Origin of the sequence: Erythrobacter sp. (genome assembly GCF_036351135.1) — a bacterium.
In the GTDB taxonomy this organism is placed as follows: Bacteria; Pseudomonadota; Alphaproteobacteria; order Sphingomonadales; family Sphingomonadaceae; genus Erythrobacter.
On the sequence record NZ_JAZBON010000034.1, the window covers coordinates 151,577 to 176,947 of the forward strand.

Below are 25,371 nucleotides of genomic sequence, written 5' to 3' on the forward strand. Positions count from 1 at the left end.
CCGAACCGGCATACAGCTCGTTAGCCGAGGTCGAGCAGAGAAATGAATGGCGGAGACGGAGGGATTCGAACCCTCGATACTGCTATAAACAGTATGGTCCCTTAGCAGGGGACTGGTTTCAGCCACTCACCCACGTCTCCGCAATCGCCGGTCGGGTTGGCTCTGTTGGCTTTCCCGGACCCTGCGAGCCGCGCGCTATAAAGACGTGCGCCGGGGGCGGCAAGGGTGCATTTGGCCGGCGCCGGCGCGCGCCAGCTTGCCAGCATAGCCATTCCTTCGACCGGAGCGAGCGGACAGGCTGGCTTAAGCCACCAGCTCGCACCCTCTCGGCTCGCCGCGTTTTCGATTCGCTTGGCCGCGCGGGCGATTGCCGAGCGCGCGGTTTGCGATTCTTGCTGCCCGATGCGGGCAAGCGGCATGGGAGAGACGATCATGAAAAAGCAAAGACAAACCGATGGGAAGACACGCATTTCGCGTCGTTCGCCGGCCGTGCTGGGAGCCTTTGTCGCCGCCCTGTTCTCGCTGGCGTTGCCAGCTGGGGCGCAGGACGTCGAGCGTTTCGATCCCGACGAAGCCTACGCCGCTAACGCCGCCCCTGCCCAGTCGACCCGCGTTCCTGCGCCCGCACGGCAAGGTTCGGACGCGATCGACGGCGATCTGGCGCAGCCGGACTTCCGCGCCGCCCCGCCGATCGACCCCGCCGAAGCCGGTTCACCGCAAACCGCGGGCGAGAACCCGCTGCCCTACGATGTGGATAGCGCGCCGGCCGACGACACGGCTGCCGACTGGTCCGATCCCGCAAATCCGGCCGCTCCCGACGTTCCGGTCGCCCAAAGCGCGACCTATGCCGAGGACGATCTCATCGGCGCTGCCGAGGGAGTATTCGGCAAGGGCGCGAAAGGCCTTGCCGGTTTGATCGAAGACCTGCTGCGCGAACAGGGCGAACCCAACGGCTATATCGTCGGACGCGAAGCCGGCGGCGCCTTCGTTTTCGGCGCCCGCTACGGTTCGGGCACCCTGCATCACAAGATCGAGGGCGAACGGCCGGTCTACTGGACTGGCCCTTCGCTGGGTCTCGATGCGGGCGCCAATGCGGGAAGTACCTTCGTTCTGGTCTACAACCTTTACGACAGCGAGGATCTTTTCCGCCGTTATCCGGCGGGCGAAGGGCAGGCCTATTTCGTGGGCGGCCTGCATGCGAGTTACATGCGCCGCGGCGACATCGTGCTGATCCCGATCCGGATGGGTGCAGGACTCCGCCTTGGGGTCAATGCAGGCTACATGCGCTTTTCGCAAAAGCAGCGCTGGCTGCCGTTCTGATGGCGCTTGCATAGCCGAGTGACGTGGCGAAAGGCGGTTGCAGCGCAGCTTCGCGTGCGTAGAAGCGTTGTCCATGCTTTCCCGACTCGAACCGCAATCGCCCGACGCACTTCTGGCGCTGATCAAGATGCACGCCGCCGACGATCGGCCCGGCAAGATCGACCTGGGCGTCGGCGTTTATCGCACTGACGAAGGTGAAACGCCCGTCCTTGGCGCAATCAAAGAGGCCGAAGCGTGGCTGGTCGAGAACCAGGACAGCAAATCCTATCTCGGCTCCGAGGGCGACACCGGCTTCGTGAATGCGCTCATGCCCTATATCTTTGGCAGCGATGCGACGATGGGCGGCCGACTTCAGGGAATGCAGACCCCCGGCGGCACGGGCGCCGTGCGACTGGCGGCGGCGCTGGCCAAGGAGGCCGGCCTCGCGCGGCTGCATCTGGGCGTGCCGAGCTGGCCCAACCATGCCCAGATCATCGCAGACGTCGGGATCGCCTGGGAGTCTTTCGATCACGCCGCGGAGGATGGCACAGCGAACGTCGAGGCGGTTCTCGACGTCATCGACGCCGCCGGCCCGGACGAGGGAATTATCCTGCACGGATGCTGTCACAATCCAACCGGGATCGATTATAGTGCCGAGGATTGGGAAGCGATCGGCGATGCCCTGGTGAAGAGCGGCACCTTTCCGATCATCGATATCGCCTATCAGGGATTGGGACATGGCCTCGAAGAGGACGCAGCGGGCCTACGCAGCGTGCTTGCCAAGGTTCCAGAGGCGTTCGTCGCCTATTCCTGCGACAAGAATTTTGGCATGTATCGTGATCGCGTGGGCGCGTTCTACATCCTAGCCGAAGGCGGGGATATGCTAGACAAGGCGTTCTCCAACGCCAACGCGCTGGCCCGTGCGAGCTGGTCGATGCCGCCCGATCACGGCGCTGCCGCAGTGCGCGTCGTTCTGCGCGACACCGGCCTGACTCAGCAATGGATCGAAGAGCTCGACGCAATGCGCGCACGCATGCGCAGTGTGCGCGATAGGCTGGCCCAGGGCGGGCGCGTCGGCGGCGTCGATCTTTCGCCGCTCGGGCGCCAGAACGGGCTCTTCTCAATGCTGCCCGTGACCAGGGAACAGGTCGCAAAGCTGCGCGAGGACCACGCGATCTACATGGCGGGATCCGGACGCATCAATGTCGCCGGGCTGACTATGGACAATATCGATGCGTTCATTGCTGCCCTCGGCGAGGTTACCGCCAGCGATAAAGCCGCTGCACCCTCGACTGCCTAGAGGTTCGCTGCGAAGGCATCCCTCTTGCTCGATCGCCAGCCCACACTCGAAGGCCCTGCGCTTCGTCTGCGCCCCCTTCGCGAAGATGATTGGGCGGCGCTCTATGCGGTCGCCGCCGATCCGCTGATATGGGAACAGCATCCCGCGCATGATCGCTGGCGCGAACGCGTGTTCCGCATCTTTTTCGACGATGCGCTAGCGAACCGTGGGGCATTGGTGGTGATCGACAAGGAGAACGGAGCGATCATTGGCTCTTCGCGGTTTCAGGGGCTCGAGCTGGGCGGAGGCGGATCGATCGAAATCGGCTGGACCTTTCTCGCGCGTGATCATTGGGGCGGCGCGGCGAACCGCGAGCTCAAGCGCATGATGGTCGGCCACGCGCTGCGATCGGTCGCCGAATGCCGGTTTGCAGTGGGCGAAACGAATCGCCGGTCGATCCGCGCGCTCGAGAAGATCGGCGCGCGGCTGTCCCCGCGCGAAGATATCCGAGAGATGGCCGGCAAACGCGAACGCCATCTTTTTTTCGCGCTCGACCGCGAGGGGTTCAGCGCAGGCCCGCTCGGCAGGGAAAGCGAAGGCGCATAGGGGTTTAGCCCGAGCGCCGCGGCCATAAGCCCGCCCGCAGATTGCGTGTTTGTAGGGAAGGAGCGCCGCTTCCTTAACAAATGTGCAATTCCTTCGCATGTATTGCGACCGGTGGGCGCTTGTAGGATCGCACCCTATCGAGGAAACGGCAAAATGGACCAGCCAAATACTCATCCGAATGGCGGCGAACGGCGCAAAGGCGACCGGCGCGTAACACAAGAGACCTTCACCGGAACCGATCGCCGCAAACGCGATCGCCGGTCGGGGACAGACCGGCGTCTGACCGAACGACGTTCGGGTCTCGACCGCCGAGAGGGCTGAGCGGCCATATGGGCGAACCTCAGTCAGCTGACGAGGAAAATCAGCCTCGCCGCATCGTTCCGCGCGAGTTCGAGCGTCGGCCACTGACGGTTGGCGGCACGCTGATGGATGCGCGCGGCGGACGCTGGCGCGGCGAGCTGACCGATCTTTCGCAAAGCGGATGTCACGTCCGCCTCGAAACGCAGGATCAGCTCAAGGTCGGTCAAATCTTCGGCGTGCGGTTCGCCACGCTCGAATCCATCGCCGCGCGCGTTGCCTGGTCGAAAGGCGGGGAAGTGGGAATGCGCTTCGACACGCCCTTGCATGTCAGCGTGGTCGATTTTCTGGCCAAGCGTCATGCCTGCCCCAAGCGCGCTGACGTGACGCTGCAATCGTTCGGCGACCGCGGCGGTCTGCGCACGTAGACCGACGCCTGCGCTCCGGCGCCTAGCGAATGTGCGCTCGATCACGTTCATTAGACTGCGATCCGCTGCGAAAAGAGACTCCACCACGCCGTGTGACGCTCGATGGTTAACGCCTTGTCGCACCCCCGCGTCGCGCCGTCCGAATTCGGCGATTTTCCGAAAAACCCGTTCGTTTTTGTGCAAGAAGGGCCCGCGCATTCGGGCGCTTTCCCGCCCTTATGCGCCTGTCGTCGTGCGGCCGATCCCGGTCGGGAGCACCATATGCAGTCATGCGGGTCAGCCGCGAAAGAGGGCAGAGAAGAAACCGCCATTACATCCGAACCTGCGGCGTTCCCCGATACGCGATCTGGTTCACCACAAGAGCGGCGGCGAAAAGTGGAGGAATAGCTTTATGAATATCTCGAATATTGCGAAGATCGGCAGGGCCGTCCCCGAGGTTGCCGATGCGAACCTGTCCGGCACGTCTAAGGCTGTGAGGACCCTCGTTCTTGCAGCAATGATGGCGGCTCCCGCTGTCGGCGCCGCGGCGCAGGAGCAGGGCGTCGATGGCAACGTGCTGACCACCGTCTATGCCCCCGAGCCTCCGGCCTTCGAAGAGCTGGCTCAAGGCCCGGACGTCGAGGGCTTCATCTCGGCACGGCAGGGGAACCGTATTCAGGTTACCGATCCCAGTGGCCAGGTGACGACCATTACGGTGACCGACCGGACGAGCATCAAGGCGCGCGGCGGCTTTCTCGGTCTCGGGCGCGAAACGCTGACCGCGGCGTCGCTGTTCAACGGTCTTCCAGTCGAAGTCGCGACGCGCAGCTGGGATGGCGGTCTCGTCGCTGAAGATGTCCGCTTCTCTGGCGAGGACCTCGAAACCGCGCAGATGATCGCTTCGGGCACCGATCAACGTTTTACCAGCGCCGAAACCGCGATCGAAGAGAATGCGATCGCGACCGAGGAGCTGCGTGGTCGGTTCGGTGATATCGATCAGTACAACGTCAAATCGACGACCAATGTCTATTTCGATTCGGGCCGTTCGACTTTGTCGGCACAGGCGCGCACCGAGCTGTGCGATGCCGCCGCGCAGGCCGATCAGACCGACAATGCGTTGCTGCTGGTGGTCGGCTATACCGACTCCGACGGTAGCCAAGAACTGAACCAGGCGCTGTCCGAAAAGCGCGCCGGCAATGTCGTTAATTTCCTGCAGCAGCAATGCGGCTGGGCGCCCTACCGGATGCTGACGCCGACCGGCATGTCGGAGTCGAACCCGGTCGCCGACAACACCACCGCTTTTGGCAAGCAGCAAAATCGCCGGGTGGCCGTCAACGTGCTGGTCTCGAAAAGCGTCGATGGTTTCGCGGACGACGATCGGCGCACCGCGCGCCGCTGATTGCCGCTACGATTACGAAAAGGGCCGTCGATCCTGCGGGATCGGCGCCCTTTTTCAGTTGGCCTCGAGACCCTGCATCCGCTTCAGGTAGCGCGCGAGCACGTCGATCTCGATATTGACCTCGTCGCCTGCGGCAAGATCGCCCAATGTCGTGACCTCGCTTGTATGCGGGATGATGTTGAGGAGGATGTCGCACGCCCCGCCGGGCTGATCACGCACGTCGTTCACCGTCAGCGATACGCCGTCGATCGTGACCGAGCCTTTCTCGGCGAGGAAGGGGGCGAGCTGCGAGCGAGCGCGCACGGCGACGTGCCAGCTGTCCCCGCGTTGTGCGGCGAGCGTGACCTTGCCGATGCCGTCGACATGGCCGGTGACGATATGGCCGCCGAGTTCATCGCCCAGGCGCAGACTCGGCTCGATATTGATCCGTGCGCTCTTCTCCCAAAGGCCTGCGCGCGTGCGCGAAACCGTCTCCTGCGACACGTCGACATCGAACCAGGCATCGCCTGCCTCGCCCCCGCGATCGACCACGGTAAGGCACACGCCCGAACATGCGATCGAGGCACCGATATCGATGCGCTCGGGGTCGAGCGGCGCGGCGATGCGCAGCCTCAGATCGCCGCGTTCCTCGATCCGGGCGACTTCTCCGATTGCGGTGACGATCCCTGTGAACATGCGCCGCTCCCTCCTAGCGTGAGCGCCAATATAAGCTGAACGTGTCGGTGCCAAGCGTGCGCGTATCGACCAGTCGCCAGCGGCCATGCGCCTCCGCCAAATCCGACAATCCGATTCCGCCGATCGCACGCCGGCCATCGCCGATAAGGATTGGGGAGCGGTAGAGGTGAAGCTCGTCAACCAGGTCGGCTTCGAGCAGGCTGGCGGCGACCGCCGCGCCGCCTTCGACATAGAGGCTGGAAATGCCCTCCATCTGTGCGATCTGTTCTGGCCGATTGATGACGCGCACGCCGTCGGGGCTGACGCCGCGGGTCAGGAGATAGCGATCGGGGCTGCGCGCCTCGAGCCCCGGCTGCCGCACGTCGAGCCGGGGCCGGTCGGCGCGCCAGGTCCCGCCGCCCACCAAGATCGCATCGTGGCGCGCACGCTGCGTGTGGACATGGGCGCGTGCCACCTCGCCGGTGATCCAGCGGCTGGACCCATCGGCCAGCGCGATGCAGCCATCGAGGCTCATTGCCAGCTTGAGGGTGACGCGCGGACGGCTCAGCGCCGTGCGGGTAAGATAGGGGGCAAGCGCCGCGCGGGAGACCTCGTCTTCGAGCAAAGCGACCCTGATCCCTGCCCGTTCCAGGCGCCTGATACCTGCACCGGCGGTGCGCGTATCGGGATCGCGCTGCCCAATGACGACGCGGGCGGGCCGTGCGCCGATCACGAGATCGGTGCAGGCGGGGCCGCGCTCGGATTGATGCGCGCAAGGTTCGAGCGTGACGTAGAGCGTCTCTCCCCGCGCACCGCCGTCCTCCCGGCCAGCCAACGCCACGGCTTCTGCATGCGGGCGCCCGCCCGCCTGCGTCCAACCGCGCGCGAGGACCCGATCTTCCCGGACCAGGATCGCGGCTACTGCGGGATTGGGGCGGCTCACTGGCCGCGCGCGTGCGGAGAGGCGCGCAGCTGCCGCCATCCACCGGGCATCGCCGAGCGGATCGGCGCTGGTCGTGTTCGATATTATAGCGCGGGGCTTTCGGTACCGGAGGGCAAGGCCGCAGCCGAATCGCCGCCTTCGCCAGTACGGCCGAGCAGGGCGTCGAGGCGTTCCTGCTCCGCCCGCTCCTCGGCTGCGCGCGCTTCGCGCCCACGCCGGTCAATCTCCTCGACATCCATCCCGGCTGCCGCGCCCAATGCCTTGTAGAGATCGCGCTTGCGCTCTTCGAGGTCCTCGCGCGCCGCTTCGCGCAGTTCCTTGACCTCCTGATTCGCCATGTTCGAAGCCATGATTTCGGCATCGCTGCGATCGGGATCGAAGGTGGTGATATAGGTGATCTGCGGGCGTTCGGGAGTCTTGTAGGCCGTCTCGCTCGAAAGCCAGTAGAAGATCACTGCGAAAGGCACCATCGAGAGCGCGAGGATCGGCCAGCGAAAGCGGTTGGGCTTGCGGAACTCGCTCCAGAAATCGAGGATTCCTGGCTTCGGATTGAAACGCGAACTGGCAAGACGACCCATCATGCTTGCCGATATAGGGGCAGCGGCGCCCTACCGGAAGAGTGTGGTTGTCACTTGGGGCGACGGATCAGGGATATTCGACGCGGATCGGAATGCGACCGCGCAAATTGCCGCTCGCATTGGTATCGGCTTCGAGGACGAGCGTCCCTGAAAACCGAAACTCGAGCCGACCATCGGCATCGAGCGCCGGAAAGCCGTCGAGATCGGTGACGAAATCGCGCAATTGCGCGTTGCCGCCGGTGGGATCGCGCATATCGATGCTTCCAGGAAGGTCGATCACGACTGCCTCGCTAGGGGCACCGGTAACTAGCGCGCTGCCGGTGATCGGCATGCCGCCCAGATCGTCCACATCGCCGATCAGGATCTTGGATCCCGTCGTCAAATCGAGAATCACCCGGGCATCGCCTCCGCCAAGGAGAACCATGCGTCCGAAATCGAGATCACTCTCGATGGTGACTTCCAGCCGCTCGCATTTGCGGCCCTTATTGCCGTTACCGTTGCCGTTATTCTTGTCCTTAGTGTTGCCGTTGCCGCGGCAACCGGGCGGGAGGTCGCAATTCGGACAATTGCCCTGCGCCAGTAAGGGGGCGCCGCCTGCAGCGAAGTTCGCCATGCCAAGGCATAGCACGGCTAGGGACAAGAAAGCGCTGCGGAACATCACGGCGGTCTAACCGCGCACGGTTAACGAACCGCTACGTATTGGACACGGGGGGCAGGGGCGGTAGAAGGGTCAGCCAAAGGGCGCGTAGAGCCCGCGCCCATTGTCCTTCAGCCAACCATCCGCGGCCGCGATATCGCCTTCGAATATGCCCTCCACCAGGGCGTGAAAGGCGGGGCTGTGATCGAAGTGGACAAGATGCGCGACTTCGTGCGCGACGACCGAACGGCGGACCTCGTCGGGCGCCTGGACCAGCCGCCAGTTGAGCCGAATACGCCGCACCCCGCTCTTGCCGCCATCCGAACAACTACCCCAACGCCGCTGTGCCCGCGACAAGGCGACGGGCACCGGCTCCAGGCCGGCAGCGGCGGCGTAATGGGCAAGGTCGCTCTCGAACAGCTGCAACGCCTCGCGCTCGAGCCATCGGCGCAGGCGCGGCTCCAGCGTGTCGAGAGGACCGCCGATGCGCAGCGATCCGGCGCAAAGCGCGGGCTTGCGGGGGACGCTTTCGTCCCAGGCAATGCGTAATGACGATCCGCGAAAGGCAAGGCTGCCGCCGGGGCCTGGGACGCGCCTTTCGGGCACCTTGCTGGCCTGCGCGTCCAACCAGTCGCGCCGCGCATGGGCGAAAGCGATCGCATCTGCACCGCGCGCCCAGGACGGCAAGGTAATGCGCACCTCGCTCGCATCGGGCGCGAGGCGCAGCGTAAGTCGCTTCGCCGAAGCATGTCGCCGCAACACGATCGGCACCAACCGCCCACCCAGCTCGATCTCGGGATCGACGGGTTGGCGTTTGAGCCAGTCGATCACGCCCGAGCTCCGGCTTTCTTGGCTGCAGCTTTCCGGTCTTGGGCCCGGCGGCGCTCGTCGGGCGGCTCGATATCGAAGCCTGTTCGCGGCGATGCGCTGCGTGTTTCCCAGCTGACGATATGGTGCTCGAGCGGACCGGCCTCATCTTCGCTGACCACCCGGCCCGCCACTGAAACCCCCGTACGCACCACGTCCTCGCGGTCCCCGGTCAGCAGGTAATGCCACTCAGGCAGCGGTTTCCCGGCAGCCCGCCGGCGATAGGCACAGGTTTCGGGCAGCCAGGGGACGTCATCGAGGATGGCGAGCGTCAGGCGCAGGCAATCGGGCACGAAAGCCTTGCGATGGCGATAGTCCCGGCACTGCGCGGTCGAGCAGTCGAGCAGCCTGCACGCGACATTAGTGTCTTCGATCTCGCCGGTATCGGCGTCCTCGATCTTGTGCAGGCAGCATCGACCGCATCCGTCGCATAACGCTTCCCATTCGGCTCGCGACAGGTCAGCAAGTGGGCGTTCCCAGAAATGGTCGCGAAGGCTCACGTCACCCATTTGGAGAGCTCCTGCGCCACGGCGTCGGCGCCCTCGTCCGCCGGCAGCATGGCGAGCGGCTCACCCTCCGGGTCGAACAGGAAGACTATCCGCGAATGGTCCATCAAATAGCCCCCGCTCTCGCTTTCTTCGCCCTTGACGTAATAGACTCCGAACTTGGCGGCCGCATCGGCGACTTCTGCCTCGCTGCCGGTCAGTCCGATCAGGTCTTCGGAAAAGGCGCTTGTAAATTCGTCCACGACTTCGCGTGTGTCGCGGGCGGGATCGATGGTGATGAAGATCGGTTGCACATTCGCCGCGAGCGCCGGCTCCGCCTGGGCAAACTTGCCGAGCCCCTGGACGGTGCGCTGCATGTCGGTGGGGCAGATGTCGGGGCAGTAGGCATAGCCGAAATACACGATCCGGTATTGCCCTGCAAAATCGCTCCAGCGCACGGTTTCGCCCTCGCTACCGGTCAGCGCGAAATCGCCGCCGATAGTGGCGCCGGCGAGAGGGGGTTCGAGTGTGGCTGTCCCCGTGCCGGTTTCCGCACCGCCACAGCTCGTAAGGGCGAGCGCAAGCGCTGCTGCGAGAAGAGGAGAAGGATTGGCATGCATATTCATGGTCTGCTAATTGGCTTTGCAGCAGGGGCGCCCGCCGGGCGTCCCATGCCCGCGGGCAAGACTGACAGGAAAGACGAAAGGTTCAAAGCGTGACGCTTGTGTTTTTGCGCAATTGGGGTTCGGCTTTGCGTCAATTAGGGGCAGCGCCGCGAATTGCCAGCGCGCTGTGTGCGGCGCTCGTTGCTCTGGCCATGCTGCAACCGGCGCAGGCGCAGATGTTTTCCGACGGCTATCAGTTCCTCAAGGCGGTCAAGGATCGCGACGGCGACACCGCGACCGACATGTTGAATCAGCCCGGCACCCAGATCGTCAACACCCGCGACATCTCGACGGGAGAAACCGGGCTGCATGTCGTTACCAACAGGCGCGACACGTTATGGGTGCGGTTCCTGCTGCAGAAGGGTGCCGATCCCAATGTGCGCGACAACAACGGGACGACCGCGCTTCAGATCGCGACGCGTTTGGGGTTCATCGAGGGCGTCGAAGAGCTCGTCAAAGGCGGCGCCGAAGTCAATGTATCGGACGCGTCGGGCGAGACGCCGCTGATGTCTGCGGTGCACCAGCGGAACATCGACCTCGTCCGGCGGTTGTTGGCGGAAGGGGCCGATCCCGACCTCAACGACAATTCTGGACGCTCCGCACGCGACTACATGGAACTGATGAACCAGAACACCCTCCTCGCCCGCGAATTCGCCGCCGCCGACGAAGCGCGGGAGGGCTCTCCCGGGGGCGAACAATACGGACCTTCCTTCTGACCGACATGACCGCTTCCCCCGACTTCGCCGACATGACCCTCGATGAGCTGCGCCTCGCACTTGCTCCCGACATTGCCGCGTCGGCGATCTTCGATGGTTGGAACGAGACCGCGCTGGTCGCCGCCGCCGAAATGGCGGGAGCCGATGTCGATATCGCGAAGCTAGCTTTTCCGCGCGGTCGCGGGCAGGCGATGGACATGATCGACGCCTGGATCGCCTCGGTCGATCGGGCGATGGCCGACGAATGGCCGCCCGAACGCCTCGCGAGCCTCAAAGTGCGCGAGCGGATACGGACGCTGATCGCCTTCCGGCTCGAGGCCGTTGAGCATATCGACGAGGCAGTGCGCCGTGCGATGGCGGTGATGGCGATGCCGCAGAACGCGCCGCGCAGCCTGCAGCTGGGCTGGCGCTCGGCCGATCTCATGTGGCGGCTCGCCGGCGATACGGCGACCGACTACAATCACTATACGAAGCGCGCGATCCTTGCCGGCATCTATTCGGCGACGCTTGCCGTGTTCGTTAACGACGACAGCGAAGGCAAGGCCCGCACCTACGAATTCCTGGACCGCCGGATCGACGGCGTCATGCGGTTCGAAAAGGCCAAGGCGCAATTCACCCGCGGAACCCCCGAACTTCCCAGCCTCACGAGGTTCCTCGGACGATTGCGCTATCCATCGCGCTGAACGCGGCGGCGACACCTCACCACCGATAAGTGGATAACGAAAGGCGCGGCTCGCGTCGCGCTCGCCCGTGTCCTATCAGGTCTTTCAAGAATCGCACGGCCCGGCACGGGCGCGACCAGGACAGTGGGAAGGACAGGAAAATGGCGGGTTCGCTCAACAAGGTCATGCTGATCGGAAATCTCGGCAAGGACCCGGAAATTCGTAGTTTTCAGAATGGGGGCCGGGTCTGCAACCTCGCATTGGCCACCAGCGAAACCTGGAAGGACAAGAACACCGGCGATCGGCAGGAGCGGACCGAGTGGCACAATATCGCGATCTTCTCGGACGGCCTGATCAATGTTTGCGAGAATTACCTCAAGAAGGGCTCGAAAATCTTCGTCGAAGGCAAGCTGCAGACTCGAAAATGGCAAACGCAGGATGGGCAGGACCGGTATTCGACCGAAGTGGTGCTGCGCGGTTTCGATGGCACGCTGACCATGCTCGACGGACGCGGTGAGGGCGGCGGCGGTGGGGGCGCTCGCTCGGGCGGCGGCTTCGGTGGAGGCGGCGGCGGGGCCGGCTATGGTGATCGCGGCGGGTCCGGCAGCGGCCAGGGCGACGGCTGGAACCAGGGCGGCGGCGGCTCCGGGGGCGGCGGCTCGGGCGGCGGCGGCAATTACGACGACCTCGACGACGACATTCCGTTCTGATCGGACGTCGCGAGAGCGCGGTTGCGGTTCGCGCAAGTTGACGAAATACAAGCGCAAGCGAAGAATTTGCGCATACGTAAAGCGTACCAAGACGCGAAAGCCCCGCTCGATTGGCGGGGCTTTTTATTTGGCGGCTCGGACGATGGGAAAGAACGCTTGGAACGTTAGCGTGGCGAGACCTGTGTAGGAAAGCGTGATCGAGCCGCTTCTCACGAGCATGGGTGGCAGGCGGCCACTGAAAGCTCGGCTTCCGACCCTTATTGCGGTCATCCGAGCGGAAATTGAAATGTCCCGCAAGCGGACTAATCGCAAAAAGACCAAATTTGCCGCATTGACGATTTGTGTATTAGCGAGATAACACACGCGAACTTAAAGGGAGTTCGCGCCATCAAAAACCGCCTCGCTGCCATCGTCCTTGCATCCATGCTTACAGGCTGTGTCTCATCCACAGATCTTGCGGTTCCACCCGCCGTAAAAGTGGACAACCTGACCAATTTGGACACCGTCTGAGAGAATGTGCTTGCGGCGATGGCCGAGCATGATCTCGCTGGCCTCAGCGTGGCCGTGTTCGACGGTCATTCGATCATCGAAACACGCACATTTGGGGTGAAATCCAGAACATCGCCGACCTCAATCGACACGATGACGGCGTTCTCCACCGCATCCATCTCAAAGCCGGTCACGGCGCTTCTGTGTCTCGTCCTCGATGCCGAAGGCGAGATCAACATTGATGAACCGATCGCCGGCTACCTCGAGAGCTGGGAACTGCCAGAAAGTTCGGAGTTCCCAGCGGCGGCGCAGGTGACCTGGCGCCAGTTGCTCATGCACACCGCAGGCACCACTCAGCATGGCTTCGCCGACTACTACGACGGCGATGTCATCCCCTCCCTGATCGACAGCCTTGCGGGCCGTATTCCTCGATACGATAAACCGATCGAGTTCCAATTCGCCCCGGGGTCTGATTGGCAGTACAGCGGTGGTGGCTACGTTATCGTACAACTGGCGTTGGAAGATCACTTTGACCGACCGATGCGCGACTTGGCACGCGAGAAGATATTCTTGCCGCTCCGTCTCGACAACACGACTATGGCACAACCGGGGGAACCGGGCTTTCCCTCGAACGCTGCGCTTGTGCATGGCGAGAGCGGGGCGGTCATCCGCACGGGCCTGCCGATCACGCCGCAGGTATCGGCGTCGGGCATGTGGTCTACTCCGTCCGACCTCGCGACATTCGCCATCGCCATCCAGCGCGCCTTGGCAGGCGAAACCGTTGGCCCGATAAGCCCCGCGATAGCGAGAACACTAACCGACGTCTTTTCGCTGGAGCATGTAGGCGGGATGGGGACGCCGTTCTTCCGTGGGTTCGGGTTCGGCAATACCGACTGGTTTCGTCACGACGGCTCGAACACAGGTGTCAATTCGGATCTCATGGTATCGATGACGGGTGGCTATGGCATGGCCCTGATGGGGAACGGCGACGATGCGAACACCGGCCCGGTCTTCGCCATGCTGCGACGAGAGATAATCGATGGCTTGCAATGGAGCCTGCGTAATACGGTGAACGAGGAACCGATCTCGTCCGAACTGGCAGACGCCATCATCGGACGCTATCGCGGTCTGCTCTATGATCTTGGCTTGGAGTACCGGATCGAGGTTGTCGACGGTGAGCTGTGGATCATGTCCGAGTTCTTCACCCAGTTTCTAGGGCGAGATCGAAGCCGGATGCGCCATGTCGGCAATGGCGCATTCGCCATCGACGACTACCCGAACCGCCTGCGGTTCGATTTTGATGACGCAGGTAAGGACTCGAGCATGACGTTGAGCCGCCCCGGAAGCTCGGTCGCCGCCTTCCAAAGATCGATGAGCGAAATCGAAGTCCGGCCCTAGCAGCTTTTTGAAGGTCCGTTTTTCGTAGGTCAGCGATGGAAACCGGACCTTCTACTTCCCACCCGCGAGCCGACACACCAAACCAGCCGCGAAGCGTTGAGCGGTTTCCGGCGAATGTCGAAAGCTCGCATTCACCGATTAAGATTGTGCGAATCAGCCGATCGTGAGATTCCATGCGCTGAGGCTCGACGCAATCTTGCTGCCGTAGCCTTGGAGAAACCTCACTCAATGAATGCAGTTCGTCTCGCGCTCGGCTCTGCCGTTGCGCTAAGCTTATCGGCTGCCTCGCTAGCTCAGACAGATCCCGACACTGGCAAATCCGATTTCTGCGCTCGCCTGGCCGCGAATATCGGTGTCGAGAAAACCAAGATCGTCGATGGCAATACGCAATGGACCGCGAACGCTCTGAACTTCGGCCAACGCGTCCTTTTTGGCGGGACAGCCGTCACGTCTGTCCGCGCCGAGCCGGCAGAGGCCACGTCGGTAGAAGAGTATCAGCGCGCCCTTGGAATGTGCGTGGCGGAAGGCAAGGGTGCTGCCTGTCGTCTCATCGGGCCGGTCGACTTTACACTCGGTTGGAAGGGCGAAAGCACAACCACGCGTGTGCTCGATGGAGAACGAGCTTTAGTGCGTGTGGAAAACACGAAGACGAGTTGCCACGCCGGTGTCCATTGAAATTTGGCTCAGTGGTCGTCTCGCAACGGCTACTCCCGACCCAAAAGCCGACAGCCGTTCCACTCCTGTATCGCCCTAACCCTTGGCCAACCCCTTGAGCGCGGCGGCGAGCGGGCCTTCCTGTTCGCCTTCGGGGACGATCCCGGCGGCGTCTCTGGCGGCGTCGGCGTCGGGCCCTTGCGCGTAAGGGTCGATCGCGAGGCCCAGCGTTTGCGCGACCGCTTCGCCTAGGTCGAAGGCGTCGCCTTCATATTCGATTTCGTCGCAATCCTCCGCGTCGAGTTCGACCTCGATCTCCGACCCGGCCTGTTCGCCCGCGTCGTCAAACTCGGGGGAAAGCGCCTGTTCCTCGACGAAACGCAAATCGATCGCCTCCTCGACGCGGGCGGGGAATTCCTCGCCCGATATCGCGCAGGCCTGACGGATGGCGGCGAACAGGGTGCCGGTTGCGCGGATCGACTTGCCGCGCTGTTCGAGATCGATCTCGGCGCGCAGGCGATCGACGCCCGCGATTGCGAAACGCCGGGCCAACGCGGCGCGCTCGGCGGCATCGGCCTCGATCACCACTGGCTCGGCCGGCAGCGCGCGGGCCTTCACCATGCGTGCAAGCTCGCTCTGAACGCTCATAGAGCCCTCACCGTTCTTCACCATATGCCGTTCGCTTTCAGCAAACGCGCATCGTCGAACGTGGACAGACGTTCGGAGAAAGCCAGCAGCTTGTCCGCCACGCAGCGGCTGGCTTCGGCTTCATCGGCGCTATCGGAGAAGGTCACGTTGCGCGCGACCGCTGCGACCAGTTTGTCGCGATCGCCCTGGGTCAGGGCGCTGCGATAGGCGCCCAGCCGACCGCCGAGCACGCTCATCAACTTGCCGACCCGTTTTCCGACCACGACGTCGTTGACCCCGAATTCGCGCAGCTGCCCGTCCATGTCCTCGACGAACAGTTCGGCGAGCAGTGCGCTTTCGGCGCGCATTTCGGATGCCTCGACGCGGACCATTACCGCGCACAGCACCGCCGTCATCAGGTCGAAACGGCCCGCGACCGTGTCCGCGACCCCGCAATCGGCGTAATAGGACGGTTCGCGCGCCAGTTCGACGACACGGTGCCAAAGCGGGCGAACCGCCTCGCGCGGGTCTGGCCCGGTGCCAAGGAGGCGGGAGAGGAAGGACATCATACCCCTTTCAACGATCTGCGCGACATTCGCCCCCAAAGCCGGGGCGCTGCACGCGATATTCAGCGGCAATTCACGAGGCCGGCCCCAGCACGCGGCCTCAGAATTCGGCCCCGGAACTTAGCCCTACCGGCGTTGCCAGGTCCGGCTTCGCGTTCTAAGGCCGCAATCGTTTCGATATAGGTCGCCCCCGGGGCGCGGCAAGGGACGGATACGTCATCGAACACGAACAGAACTGTTACGGGATTTGACCAGGATCATGCGCGCATTCGGACCCTCGCGAGGGATGTTTTGGAAAGCCGGCCTGCTCGGCGCTGCGGTGCTGGCACTGGGCGCGTGTTCCTCGATCCGGGAATCGCGCGGTTTCGTCAACGATCCGCTGCTGGTCCGCTCGGTCCAGCCCGGGATCGACAATCAGCGCTCGGTCGAGGGGACGCTTGGGCGCCCGACTTTCGAAAGCCAGTATGGCACGCCGACCTGGTATTATATCTCTAGCGTGACCGGCAGGCGGCCCTTCGTGCGTCCGCGCATTCGCGAACATTCCGTGCTCGCGGTGCAGTTCGACGAGGTGGGCAATGTCGCCACGGTCGAACAGCAGGGGATCGAGCAGGTCGTCTATCTCCAGCCCGAAGGCGACCGCACGCCGACGCTCGGCCGCGAGCGCGGATTTCTCGAGGATCTGTTCGGCAATATCGGCCAGGTCGGCGGCGTTGGCGCGGGCGGTCCCGCAGGCGGTCCGGGCGGCCCCTAACAGCCGGTTCGTCGCAGACTTTCATCGAGCCTTTCGCCGCGCTTGAAGCGATCCGGCGCGTTGCCCATATCCGCCGCATGAACGACAATTCAGGCAGCCATGGCCTTACCCAGTGGCACGGCACCACCATCATCGGCGTGAAACGCGGCGACAACATCGTCATCGCGGGCGATGGCCAGGTGTCGATGGGCAACACCGTGATGAAGCCCAATGCGCGCAAGGTGCGCCGGATCGGAGACGGCGGGAAGGTCGTGGCCGGGTTCGCCGGCGCGACCGCGGATGCCTTCACCCTCTTCGAACGGTTGGAGAAGAAACTGGAGCAATATTCCGGTCAATTGCTGCGCGCTGCGGTCGAGCTCGCCAAGGACTGGCGCACGGACAAATATCTGCGCAATCTCGAAGCGCTGATGATCGTCGCCGACGCCGAGAGCCTGCTGGTTTTGACCGGGAATGGCGACGTTCTCGAACCCGAGGGCGGGATCGCGGCAATCGGCTCGGGCGGCAATTACGCGCTCGCCGCGGCGCGCGCTGTGGCGGAATATGAAGAGGATGCCGAACAGATCGCGCGCAAGGCGATGGCGGTCGCGGCGGAAATCTGCGTCTTCACGAACGGCAATCTGACCGTGGAAACGGTTTGACGAGAAGGGTTTGGGGCCGAAGCCCCGTTGCGCCTAGCAACGCGATCTGCTGACCAAGCGGCTGAGGGGGCGCATATCTTCGACACTTCACCTGATCGCCGAGCCATATTGCAGGGGGTCGCAGCGCTAGGCGGCGCGGCGACACTTGGAGCGTGTGCAAAGTCGCCTGTCGAAAGCACGCCGCCAACCACTGCGCTCTGCCTGCCGCGCGTGCTGGCGACGGGCGACCGCGTCATCCGCAGCGTGGCGGGCCTGCGCCCCTACCGGGCCGAGGGTTTCGTCGTGCGCGAAGAGCGGCTTGGGTCGAAGCGGCTGATCCATAATTACGGCCATGGCGGCGCCGGTATCACGATGAGCTGGGGCAGCTCGAAACTCGCGACGAGGCTCGGCCTTGTCGGCCATAGTGGGCCGGTCGCGGTTCTCGGGGCAGGCGCGCTCGGACTGACCTGCGCCAAGCTGGTTCAGGAGGCGGGCTTTCCCGTCACGATCTATGCGGATGTGCTGCCGCCCGAGACGACCTCCAACATCGCCGGAGGCCAGATCCACCCTGCCAGCCTGTTCCGCGCCAGTGCGGTGTCCGAGGAATGGCTCGGCCAATTCGCGGCGGCACTCGACTATTCGTACCGGCGGTTTCAGATCAGCGTCGGCGAGGATACCGGCATACGCTGGCTGACGACCTACGACGAAACGCGCGGGCGCGGTCTTGGCCCGGTCGAGGCGCGTATCATGCCCGCCCGCCGCCTGCTCCAGCGCGGCGAACATCCCTTTCCGGTGGACGAGGTGCGCGAATGGCGCACGATGTATGTCGAGACCGGTCGCTGGCTCGATCATCTGATGCGCGACGTGCGGCTTGCCGGGGGCCGGATGGTGCGGCGCCGTTTCCAAAATGGCGGCGAAGTTGCGGCCCTGCCTGAAAGCCTGATCTTCAACTGCACCGGCCTTGGCGCGCGCGACCTGTTCGGCGACGACAAGATGATCGCGGCGCGCGGCCAGCTCGCCATCCTCCTGCCGCAGCCCGAAATCCGCCATGCCTACCGCTTTCGCGCCGGTTACATGTTTCCGCGGCCGGACGGCATCATCCTTGGCGGGACGTTCGAACGCGGCGAGGAGATGCCGGTGGCCCAGCCCGAAGACATCGCGCAAATCCTCGCGCAGCACCGCGAAGTGAATGCGCAGCTCGCCTGCACCGCGTGACGCCCTTGCACCAGTCAGCCTGCGTTCCCAAATCCTGCCGCGAAATGACAGACAACCTTACCCCCAAGGCGATCGTCGCCGCGCTCGACGACCACATCATCGGCCAGAAGGATGCCAAGCGCGCGGTCGCCGTGGCGCTGCGCAATCGCTGGCGGCGGCAACGGCTCGGCCCGGAACTCAAGAACGAGGTCACGCCCAAGAACATCCTGATGATCGGCCCGACCGGTTGCGGCAAAACCGAGATCAGCCGGCGGCTGGCGAAGCTGGCCGAGGCGCCTTTCGTCAAGGTCGAGGCGACCAAGTTCACCGAAGTCGGCTATGTCGGGCGCGACGTCGAACAGATCGCGCGCGACCTGGTCGAGGAAGCGATCCGGCTGGAGAAGGAGCGGCGACGCGATAGCGTGCGCGAAGCGGCATCCGATGCGGCGATGGAGCGCCTGCTGACCGCGCTGGTCGGCGACAATGCATCCGAGGCGACGCGCGAAAGCTTTCGCCAGCGCATCGTTCAGAACGCGATGAACGAGGTCGAGGTCGAGATCGATGTCGCCGAGGCGGGCGGCGGCATGCCGTTCGACATGGGCAATATGGGCGGAAACATGCAGATGATCGACCTGTCGGACATGATGGGCAAGGCGTTCGGCCGCGCGAAGACCAAGAAGCAGAAATTGCGCGTGCCCGAGGCGTGGGACCGCCTGGTCGACGAGGAAGCGGACAAGCGCCTCGACGACGACGATGTCGCGCGCGTCGCGCTGGCCAATGCCGAAACCAACGGGATCGTCTTCCTCGACGAAATCGACAAGATCGCTGTGTCGGACGTACGCGGCGGCAGTGTCAGCCGCGAGGGCGTGCAGCGCGACCTGTTGCCGCTGATCGAAGGGACTACGGTCGCGACGAAATACGGGCCGATGAAAACCGATCATGTCCTCTTCATCGCCAGCGGCGCGTTCCATGTCGCCAAACCTTCCGACATGCTCCCCGAATTGCAGGGCCGCCTGCCGATCCGGGTCGAGTTGCGCGCGCTGACGCAGGAGGATTTCGTGCGCATCCTGTCCGAAACGCGCGCCAATCTCGTCGAGCAATATCGCGCGCTGATCGGCACCGAAAAGGTCGAGCTGGATTTCGGGCAGGATGCGGTCGAAGAGGTCGCGAGGATCGCCGCGCAGGTCAACGAAAGCGTCGAGAATATCGGCGCGCGAAGGTTGCAGACGGTGATGGAAAAGCTGCTCGAGGAGATCAGTTTCGAGGCCGAGGACCATGCCGGCGAGACGATCGCGATCGACGCCGATTACGTGCGCGAGAAGCTGGGCGAACTGGCCGGCGACAGCGATCTGTCGAAATACATTCTCTGACCGGGCGGCGGCTGGCGGATGGAACCGGGCAGTGTCAGCGATCTGAAAGCCCTCCTGGCCGGGCTCGATCCGGTTCTGGACGAACGGCCCTACGCCTTTCAGCCGATCGGCGATGCGCGCTTCATGCCCGACACCGCTTTTGCCATGATCCGCGAAGAGGAGGGGCTGTGCTGCATCCTCCCGGCCGCCGCGGCGGAGGAGGGTGCGCGGCGGTTCGCGCGCATTACCCTGCGCGTCCACTCGGATCTCGAAGCGGTCGGCCTGACCCCGGCCGTATCGACCGTGCTCGCCAGCTCCGGCATCGCCTGCAACATCGTCGCGGGCCTATATCACGATCACCTGTTCGTACCGTGGGATCGCGGCGAAGAAGCGCTGCGGCTTCTCAAGCGGCTAAGCCTCGACGTCGGTCGATAGAAAGTCCGCCTGCACCCCTTCTGGGCTAAATGATTACTCTGCCGCTTCCGCATCCACGGTATCGCCAGGATTGCTTTCGTCTTCGGACCGCTCCTGCGCCTGCTGCGCCCACATCTCAGCATAGAGTCCGCCCCGGGCGAGCAATTGCACATGGCTGCCGCTTTCCACCATGCGTCCGCCATCGAGAACGATGATGCGGTCCGCATCGGCGATGGTCGAGAGCCGGTGGGCGATGGCGATGGTGGTGCGCCCGCGCGCAAGGCGCTGGAGCGTGCCGAGGATCGCCTGCTCCGTGCGGGTGTCGAGCGCGCTGGTCGCTTCGTCGAGGAGCAGGATCGGCGGATCCTTCACCAGCGTGCGCGCGATTGCGACGCGCTGTTTCTCACCACCCGACAGTTTGAGCCCACGTTCGCCCACCGCCGTTTCGAACCCATCGGGCAGCCGCTCGATCAGCGGCATCAGCGCCGCATCGCGCGCCGCCTGTTCCATCGCTGCGCAGTCCGCGTCGCCCGCGCCATAGGCGATGTTGTAGGCGAGCGTATCGTTGAACAGGACGCTGTCCTGCGGAACGATGCCGATCGCCGCGCGCACGCTCGCCTGCTGATGCTGCGCGATATCCTGCCCGTCGATCAGGACGCGACCCGATTGCGGGTCGTAGAACCGGAAAAGCAGCCGCGCGATCGTGCTCTTGCCCGCACCCGAAGGGCCGACGATGGCGAGCGTCGATCCCGCCGGCACTTCGAAGCTCAGACCTTTTAGGATGGTGCGACCGTCTTCGTAGCCGAAGGTGACATCTTCGAAGGCGATACTCGGTTCGCCGACTGCGAGCGGCGGCGCGCCGGGCGGATCGGTCACTTCGGGCGCGGTGTCGACGATGCGGAACATCTCCGCCATGTCGACCAGTCCCTGGCGAATGGTGCGATAGACGAAGCCGAGCATGTCGAGCGGCCGGAAAAGCTGGAGGAGATAGGTGTTGATCAGCACCAGGTCGCCCGGTGTGAAGCGCCCGGTCGACCAGCCCCATACGGTGTAGGCCATCGCGCCTGCCATCAGCCCGTTCGTGATGAGCGCCTGAACGATATTGAGCCAGGCGAGCGAATTGTCGGTCTTGATCGCCGCCTCGGCATAGGCGTTGGCGGCGGCGGCGTATCGGGTTTGCTCGCGCTCCTCCGCTCCGAAATATTTGACCGTCTCGTAATTGAGCAGCGAATCGACCGCATGATGGAGCGCGGTTCCGTCGAGCGCGTTCATTTCGCGCCGCAACTTCACGCGCCATTCGGTGATGACCTGCGTCGTCCAGATATAGAGCACCACCGCGAGCGCTGTGCCGGCGACCAGTTCCCAGCCGAACATCGTCCAGAACACGACCGCCATAACGCTGAGGCCGATGAAGGTCGGGGCGATGTTGAACAGCAGGAAATAGAGCATCGTGTCGATGGTCTTGGTCCCGCGTTCGATGATTTTGGTGAGCTCGCCCGTGCGCCGCGACAGATGGAAGCGCAGCGAGAGCTGGTGCAGCCGGCGGAAGACATCGCGCGCCAGCCGGGCGGTCGCGACCTGGCCCACCCGCTCGAACGCCATGTTGCGCACATTGTTGACCGCGGTGTTGGCAAAGCGAGCGCCGGCATAGGCGATCACGAAGGCGATGATCGCGAGCGCCGTGGCCTCGACTTCGCCCGCCATCCGGTCGACGGCGCCCTTATAGGCGAAGGGCATCGCCAGGACGACCGCTTCGGAGATTAGCACGAGACCTAGCGCTACGACGATCCGCCGCTTGAGATCGCCGCGCCCCTCGGGCCAGAGATAGGGGAGGAAACGGCGAAGGGTCGCCCAGCCCTCGGCATCTGCCAAAGCGGTCGGGCGATCGGGGGAGGCGGTGTCGGGCGGCATTACGAAAGGCTCATGTGGGCGCGGGGGCCGCGCTGCACAAGCAGGAGGGGCCGGGCGGCTCGCCCGGCATGCCTATCGGCCGAAGCGTCTGGTCACATTTGCGGAGCGCGCCCGGCGCAAGGCGCGCGCGACATCGCGCGGCACGTCGAACAGGATCCGTTGCAGCGAAAAGTCGATCGCCACGCGATCGAAGATGCGCAGATGCTGCATTCCCAGCGCCAGCACCGGCTCGTCGGCAAGGCCGAGCGCTGCGAAGGCAGGCGTGTCGGCGAAGGTCAGCGGGACGTTGGTAAGGCCCAGACCCTCGATCTCGAGCGATCGGACGAGCTGCATCTGTCCGACCAGCGAAACGCCGTTGACGTCGGTGGTGGTCACCTCCTGCGCGCGCTTCGCGCGGATCCTTTCGCGCAGGGCGTTGCTTCCGATGCTCGCCTGCGCGCCGGTATCGATGATGACGGTGGCGCGCACGCCTTCGACCATTGCATTGGTGACGAGCAGCTGACCCAGTTTCTGCCGCGCGCGCACGACGATCTCGAACCCGCGGCGGTGATTGGGAATCGTGCTGACGTCCTGCAGCGCGATGGTCTCGGCGCGAAAATCGATGAGGACGCGCAAGTCCTGAAGCGAATCGAGGCCGATAATGCCTTCGGCACCGACATGGCGCGCATCGAGCACGGGCGAAAGCAAATCGTGGACGGTGTGCTGGCCGAAGCTCATCGAGCCGACCTCGACGATATCGACCGGCCTGGTGCTCGCCATGCCGACGAGCAGCGCGCGGCCCGAGGGGGTCAGTCCCGATCCGCTATTGAACTGCGTGTTTATCTGATGGGTGACAGCGGTCGCCTGGCTGCCGGTGTCGATCATGAAATCGAACGGGCCCGCCCCTTCGACCATGACCGGCACGGTGTAACGGCGGGCGCGATCGGTTTCGAGGGTCAGGATCTCGGTGCCCGGATCGGCGAGGTTCGGTGCGACCGGCTCGTCCTCGCTGAGAGAGACGGGTGCGGGCGGCTCGACCGGGAGGCTGGCAGCGCCCGAAGCGCCCAAGCTCATCGCATAAAGGCCAAGCGCCAGGAGGTTCGTCATGTTCGTGGTCCCCGAGCCCTAGATGGGCGAGCGGACGAGACTATCAGACGATGTGCTCCGAGGAAAACCGGCGCGCAAGAGTGGCGATGGGACCGGCTGCTAGGACGCGCCGGCGAACCGGGCCGGAACCGACCCCTGCGGGGAAGGCCGGTTGCGCAGCAGCGCCCAGGTCTCGAGCACGATGTCGCGATATCCCAGCCAGAAGATCAGGCCATATACGATTGCTCCAACCAACATCGAGCGCAGCAGCGCGACAAACGGCGAGGCGATGGGCAGCAGGGGCTGCGCGCCGATCACGGCGAGCGCCATTCCGCCGCAGGCAAGCGCGATCGGCGTCAGCCCATTCAGCAATGCAAGTGGCGACACCGCGATCCGCGGCAGCGTGATCGCCAAGGTCAGCGCGCACAGCGCCGGCGCCGCCACCCACCATGCGCGCACCAAGCCGCTCGCCCCCTCGGACACCCCGATTAGGAACATGGCCGGGAAAATGATCGCGCCCGCGATGCTGGTGGCGAGATAGATGCGCGGCCGCCCCATCGCATTGGTGACGGGTCCGCAGATCAGCTGCAGCGCGAAGGCGGGCATGACGAGAGCCAGCCCCGCAACGATCGGGATTAGCTCGGTCCATTTCTCACCCATCAATACGAGAATCGCGTCCTCCGCGACCAGCGCCAGCCCGATATAGGCGGGCGCGCTCACCATCATCACCAGCCGCGCTGTCTTGAGGAAATAAGGCCCGAGCGGTTTCCTCGCCCGGTGAAGCTGCGAATAGGCGGCCAAGGCAACTTCGTTCACCGGCGGGATGAAGCGCGCGGTGACGATCAGCGTCAGGAACAGAGCCTGGGTGTAAAGACCAAGATCATGCGTGGGCATGACGCGCCCGGCGATCACGACATCGCTCTGGCTTTGGATGATCCAGAACATCTGGCACAGGGTCAGCGTGCCGCCGAAGGTAAAGAGATCCCAGGCGCCCGTCAGGCGGAAGACCGGCCAAACCCAAAGCTGCGCCGCCAGCATCATACCGATGGCGCGGGTGGCGAAGATCGCGACCCCCGCATAGACCAGCGCCCACACCCCCCAACCGAGCCAGGCGAGAACCAGCGCGGTCAGCGCCCCGACCACCGCGCTCGCCATCAGCACCTGCCCCGCCTTGCGAAATTCGAGCTCACGCGCGAGCCATTGCTGGGGGAGAGCGGTGAAGGGGACGGTGAGGAAGATCAGCGCCTGCAGCCGCAGCATGTCGGCGATGACGGGCTCGCCGAAATAGGCGGCGGCGTAGGGCGCGGTCAAAAACTGTGCCGCCGCCAGCAACCCGGCGAAGATCAGCAGCAGGCCGAAGACCTGTCCGATTCGTCGCTTCGAGACGTGGCCGGTCTGCACCAGCGAGGTCGCGAAGCTGCTGCCATCGAGGAAGGCGAGTGCGGTGATGACGACCTGGGTCATCGCGAACAGGCCGTAATCGGTGGGATCGAGCAGGCGCACGACGAGGAAGGTCGACGTCCAGGTGATGATCTGCGACCCGGCCTGCGTACCCCATCGCCAGAACAGGGCGCTTCGCACCCTTGCGGCAAAGGGAGTGTCCTCGCCTGCGGGCGAATCGGATGGGGCGGCGGCGGGGTTCATCGGCGCGGGCGTGCGTAGCTTCGAAAAGTGAAGAAATGGCCCTGCGTGAGGAGCGCTGGCACGCGAATGCGCGGATTGCCTGGGCCCTGGGCGTTAACGCCGCCTTGCTTTCGCGCGGAAAGTTCCCATATCATCTGTATCGGAAATGCGGGGGAAGCCCCGGGTTCTCGAAAAAAATACGCCGATGCGAAATAAAATTGCAAAAAGGCGTTGACCGAATCTGAGGGCGCCCATATATGCCCTCTCACCGACGCGGCGCTGACGGTTTCAACCGGCCCCGCAAGCGTTGGTCGCCAACATAATCGGATAGCCGGTCCCCCGGTGTAAATCGGGGAAACACTAGCTGTCCGCTATTACTGTCTGGCGGCTCTTTGACATTGTTGGTTTTTGATGAAGGGACATGTGGGCGACGGCGCCCGGTCCGAGCACCTCAAGGGCTCGTGTACCGGTTTAACCTTAAGCCGATGCCACATCCTCGTCCGCCTCCA

27 protein-coding genes and 1 tRNA gene are annotated in these 25,371 nt (G+C 64.2%); 15 read left to right on the forward strand and 13 right to left on the reverse strand.

The genetic code is table 11. The features are described 5' to 3' along the window. Positions 1-47: 47 nt before the first annotated feature. A tRNA-Ser gene (locus V2I30_RS13755) sits at positions 48-140 on the reverse strand. A gap of 292 nt (positions 141-432) precedes the next feature. On the opposite strand from V2I30_RS13755, the gene V2I30_RS13760 reads away from it, so the two are divergent. The 5 genes from V2I30_RS13760 to V2I30_RS13780 all read left to right on the forward strand — a co-directional run bounded on the left by V2I30_RS13760 (position 433) and on the right by V2I30_RS13780 (position 5,287). Next, entirely contained in the window at positions 433-1,320 is an 888-nt protein-coding gene (locus V2I30_RS13760; RefSeq protein ID WP_330662746.1) for a DUF1134 domain-containing protein, read from the forward strand. A 73-nt stretch (positions 1,321-1,393) separates the two neighbouring features. Then, positions 1,394-2,599, forward strand: coding sequence for an amino acid aminotransferase (locus tag V2I30_RS13765; protein ID WP_330662747.1), 1,206 nt, complete (start codon positions 1,394-1,396; stop codon positions 2,597-2,599). A 24-nt stretch (positions 2,600-2,623) separates the two neighbouring features. Then, a complete protein-coding gene (locus tag V2I30_RS13770; protein ID WP_330662748.1) occupies positions 2,624-3,184 on the forward strand; it encodes a GNAT family N-acetyltransferase in 561 nt (186 codons plus the stop codon). A gap of 329 nt (positions 3,185-3,513) precedes the next feature. Continuing rightward, on the forward strand, positions 3,514-3,909 hold the full coding sequence (locus tag V2I30_RS13775) for a PilZ domain-containing protein (RefSeq protein WP_330662749.1): 396 nt from the start codon (positions 3,514-3,516) through the stop codon (positions 3,907-3,909). A gap of 391 nt (positions 3,910-4,300) precedes the next feature. Further along, positions 4,301-5,287 (forward strand): OmpA family protein, encoded by a 987-nt coding sequence (locus V2I30_RS13780; RefSeq protein WP_330662750.1) that lies wholly within the window; start codon positions 4,301-4,303, stop codon positions 5,285-5,287. 54 nt (positions 5,288-5,341) lie between these two features. Here V2I30_RS13780 and V2I30_RS13785 read toward each other — a convergent pair whose 3' ends face one another. From V2I30_RS13785 to V2I30_RS13815, 7 genes are all read right to left on the reverse strand, one after another. Beyond that, complete coding sequence (locus tag V2I30_RS13785) at positions 5,342-5,962, reverse strand: riboflavin synthase (RefSeq protein WP_330662751.1); 621 nt, start codon at positions 5,960-5,962, stop codon at positions 5,342-5,344. Between the two features lie 13 nt (positions 5,963-5,975). Further along, on the reverse strand, positions 5,976-6,923 hold the full coding sequence (gene ribD / locus V2I30_RS13790) for a bifunctional diaminohydroxyphosphoribosylaminopyrimidine deaminase/5-amino-6-(5-phosphoribosylamino)uracil reductase RibD (RefSeq protein ID WP_330662752.1): 948 nt from the start codon (positions 6,921-6,923) through the stop codon (positions 5,976-5,978). Positions 6,924-6,967: 44 nt separating this feature from the next. Further along, on the reverse strand, positions 6,968-7,465 hold the full coding sequence (locus V2I30_RS13795) for a hypothetical protein (RefSeq protein WP_330662753.1): 498 nt from the start codon (positions 7,463-7,465) through the stop codon (positions 6,968-6,970). Between the two features lie 64 nt (positions 7,466-7,529). Beyond that, entirely contained in the window at positions 7,530-8,075 is a 546-nt protein-coding gene (locus V2I30_RS13800) for a DUF4402 domain-containing protein (RefSeq protein WP_330662754.1), read from the reverse strand. 117 nt (positions 8,076-8,192) lie between these two features. Then, the gene (locus tag V2I30_RS13805) at positions 8,193-8,930 is read right to left on the reverse strand and encodes a M48 family metallopeptidase (protein WP_330662755.1); all 738 of its coding nucleotides are present in this window, start codon (positions 8,928-8,930) and stop codon (positions 8,193-8,195) included. Then, positions 8,927-9,475, reverse strand: a complete 549-nt coding sequence (locus tag V2I30_RS13810; RefSeq protein ID WP_330662756.1) for a YcgN family cysteine cluster protein — start codon at positions 9,473-9,475, stop codon at positions 8,927-8,929. The genes V2I30_RS13805 and V2I30_RS13810 overlap by 4 nt, the downstream gene beginning before the upstream one ends. Beyond that, positions 9,463-10,077: an SCO family protein gene (locus V2I30_RS13815; RefSeq protein ID WP_330662757.1), complete on the reverse strand. Its 615-nt coding sequence runs from the start codon at positions 10,075-10,077 to the stop codon at positions 9,463-9,465. The genes V2I30_RS13810 and V2I30_RS13815 overlap by 13 nt, the downstream gene beginning before the upstream one ends. Before the next feature lie 89 nt (positions 10,078-10,166). Between V2I30_RS13815 and V2I30_RS13820 the strand changes: the two genes are divergently transcribed. From V2I30_RS13820 to V2I30_RS13840, 5 genes are all read left to right on the forward strand, one after another. After that, positions 10,167-10,832, forward strand: coding sequence for an ankyrin repeat domain-containing protein (locus V2I30_RS13820; RefSeq protein ID WP_330662758.1), 666 nt, complete (start codon positions 10,167-10,169; stop codon positions 10,830-10,832). A 5-nt stretch (positions 10,833-10,837) separates the two neighbouring features. Then, entirely contained in the window at positions 10,838-11,515 is a 678-nt protein-coding gene (locus V2I30_RS13825; protein WP_330662759.1) for a COQ9 family protein, read from the forward strand. 140 nt (positions 11,516-11,655) lie between these two features. Next, on the forward strand, positions 11,656-12,204 hold the full coding sequence (ssb, locus tag V2I30_RS13830; RefSeq protein WP_330662760.1) for a single-stranded DNA-binding protein: 549 nt from the start codon (positions 11,656-11,658) through the stop codon (positions 12,202-12,204). 528 nt (positions 12,205-12,732) lie between these two features. Continuing rightward, positions 12,733-14,091, forward strand: a complete 1,359-nt coding sequence (locus tag V2I30_RS13835) for a serine hydrolase domain-containing protein (protein ID WP_330662761.1) — start codon at positions 12,733-12,735, stop codon at positions 14,089-14,091. Positions 14,092-14,319: 228 nt separating this feature from the next. After that, positions 14,320-14,766: a hypothetical protein gene (locus V2I30_RS13840; protein WP_330662762.1), complete on the forward strand. Its 447-nt coding sequence runs from the start codon at positions 14,320-14,322 to the stop codon at positions 14,764-14,766. 75 nt (positions 14,767-14,841) lie between these two features. On the opposite strand, the gene V2I30_RS13845 is transcribed toward V2I30_RS13840, so the two are convergent. Beyond that, the gene (locus tag V2I30_RS13845; protein ID WP_330662763.1) at positions 14,842-15,417 is read right to left on the reverse strand and encodes a YceD family protein; all 576 of its coding nucleotides are present in this window, start codon (positions 15,415-15,417) and stop codon (positions 14,842-14,844) included. Next, positions 15,411-15,938, reverse strand: a complete 528-nt coding sequence (locus V2I30_RS13850) for a ubiquinol-cytochrome C chaperone family protein (RefSeq protein WP_330662764.1) — start codon at positions 15,936-15,938, stop codon at positions 15,411-15,413. Before V2I30_RS13850 ends, V2I30_RS13845 begins: the two co-directional genes overlap by 7 nt. Before the next feature lie 286 nt (positions 15,939-16,224). Here V2I30_RS13850 and V2I30_RS13855 point away from each other — a divergent pair, with 286 nt between their 5' ends. The 5 genes from V2I30_RS13855 to V2I30_RS13875 all read left to right on the forward strand — a co-directional run bounded on the left by V2I30_RS13855 (position 16,225) and on the right by V2I30_RS13875 (position 20,284). Next, the gene (locus V2I30_RS13855) at positions 16,225-16,689 is read left to right on the forward strand and encodes an outer membrane protein assembly factor BamE (protein WP_330662765.1); all 465 of its coding nucleotides are present in this window, start codon (positions 16,225-16,227) and stop codon (positions 16,687-16,689) included. A gap of 77 nt (positions 16,690-16,766) precedes the next feature. Further along, on the forward strand, positions 16,767-17,327 hold the full coding sequence (gene hslV, locus V2I30_RS13860; protein WP_330662766.1) for an ATP-dependent protease subunit HslV: 561 nt from the start codon (positions 16,767-16,769) through the stop codon (positions 17,325-17,327). 210 nt (positions 17,328-17,537) lie between these two features. Then, entirely contained in the window at positions 17,538-18,521 is a 984-nt protein-coding gene (locus V2I30_RS13865; protein WP_330662767.1) for an FAD-dependent oxidoreductase, read from the forward strand. A gap of 44 nt (positions 18,522-18,565) precedes the next feature. Further along, the gene (gene hslU, locus V2I30_RS13870; RefSeq protein WP_330662768.1) at positions 18,566-19,870 is read left to right on the forward strand and encodes an ATP-dependent protease ATPase subunit HslU; all 1,305 of its coding nucleotides are present in this window, start codon (positions 18,566-18,568) and stop codon (positions 19,868-19,870) included. Between the two features lie 18 nt (positions 19,871-19,888). Continuing rightward, the gene (locus V2I30_RS13875; RefSeq protein WP_330662769.1) at positions 19,889-20,284 is read left to right on the forward strand and encodes an ACT domain-containing protein; all 396 of its coding nucleotides are present in this window, start codon (positions 19,889-19,891) and stop codon (positions 20,282-20,284) included. Positions 20,285-20,317: 33 nt separating this feature from the next. Here V2I30_RS13875 and V2I30_RS13880 read toward each other — a convergent pair whose 3' ends face one another. From V2I30_RS13880 to V2I30_RS13890, 3 genes are all read right to left on the reverse strand, one after another. Next, a complete protein-coding gene (locus tag V2I30_RS13880) occupies positions 20,318-22,174 on the reverse strand; it encodes an ABCB family ABC transporter ATP-binding protein/permease (RefSeq protein WP_330662770.1) in 1,857 nt (618 codons plus the stop codon). A gap of 72 nt (positions 22,175-22,246) precedes the next feature. Beyond that, the gene (locus V2I30_RS13885; protein WP_330662771.1) at positions 22,247-23,260 is read right to left on the reverse strand and encodes an aspartyl protease family protein; all 1,014 of its coding nucleotides are present in this window, start codon (positions 23,258-23,260) and stop codon (positions 22,247-22,249) included. A 99-nt stretch (positions 23,261-23,359) separates the two neighbouring features. Next, positions 23,360-24,883, reverse strand: coding sequence for a lipopolysaccharide biosynthesis protein (locus V2I30_RS13890; RefSeq protein WP_330662772.1), 1,524 nt, complete (start codon positions 24,881-24,883; stop codon positions 23,360-23,362). Positions 24,884-25,371 lie beyond the last annotated feature (488 nt).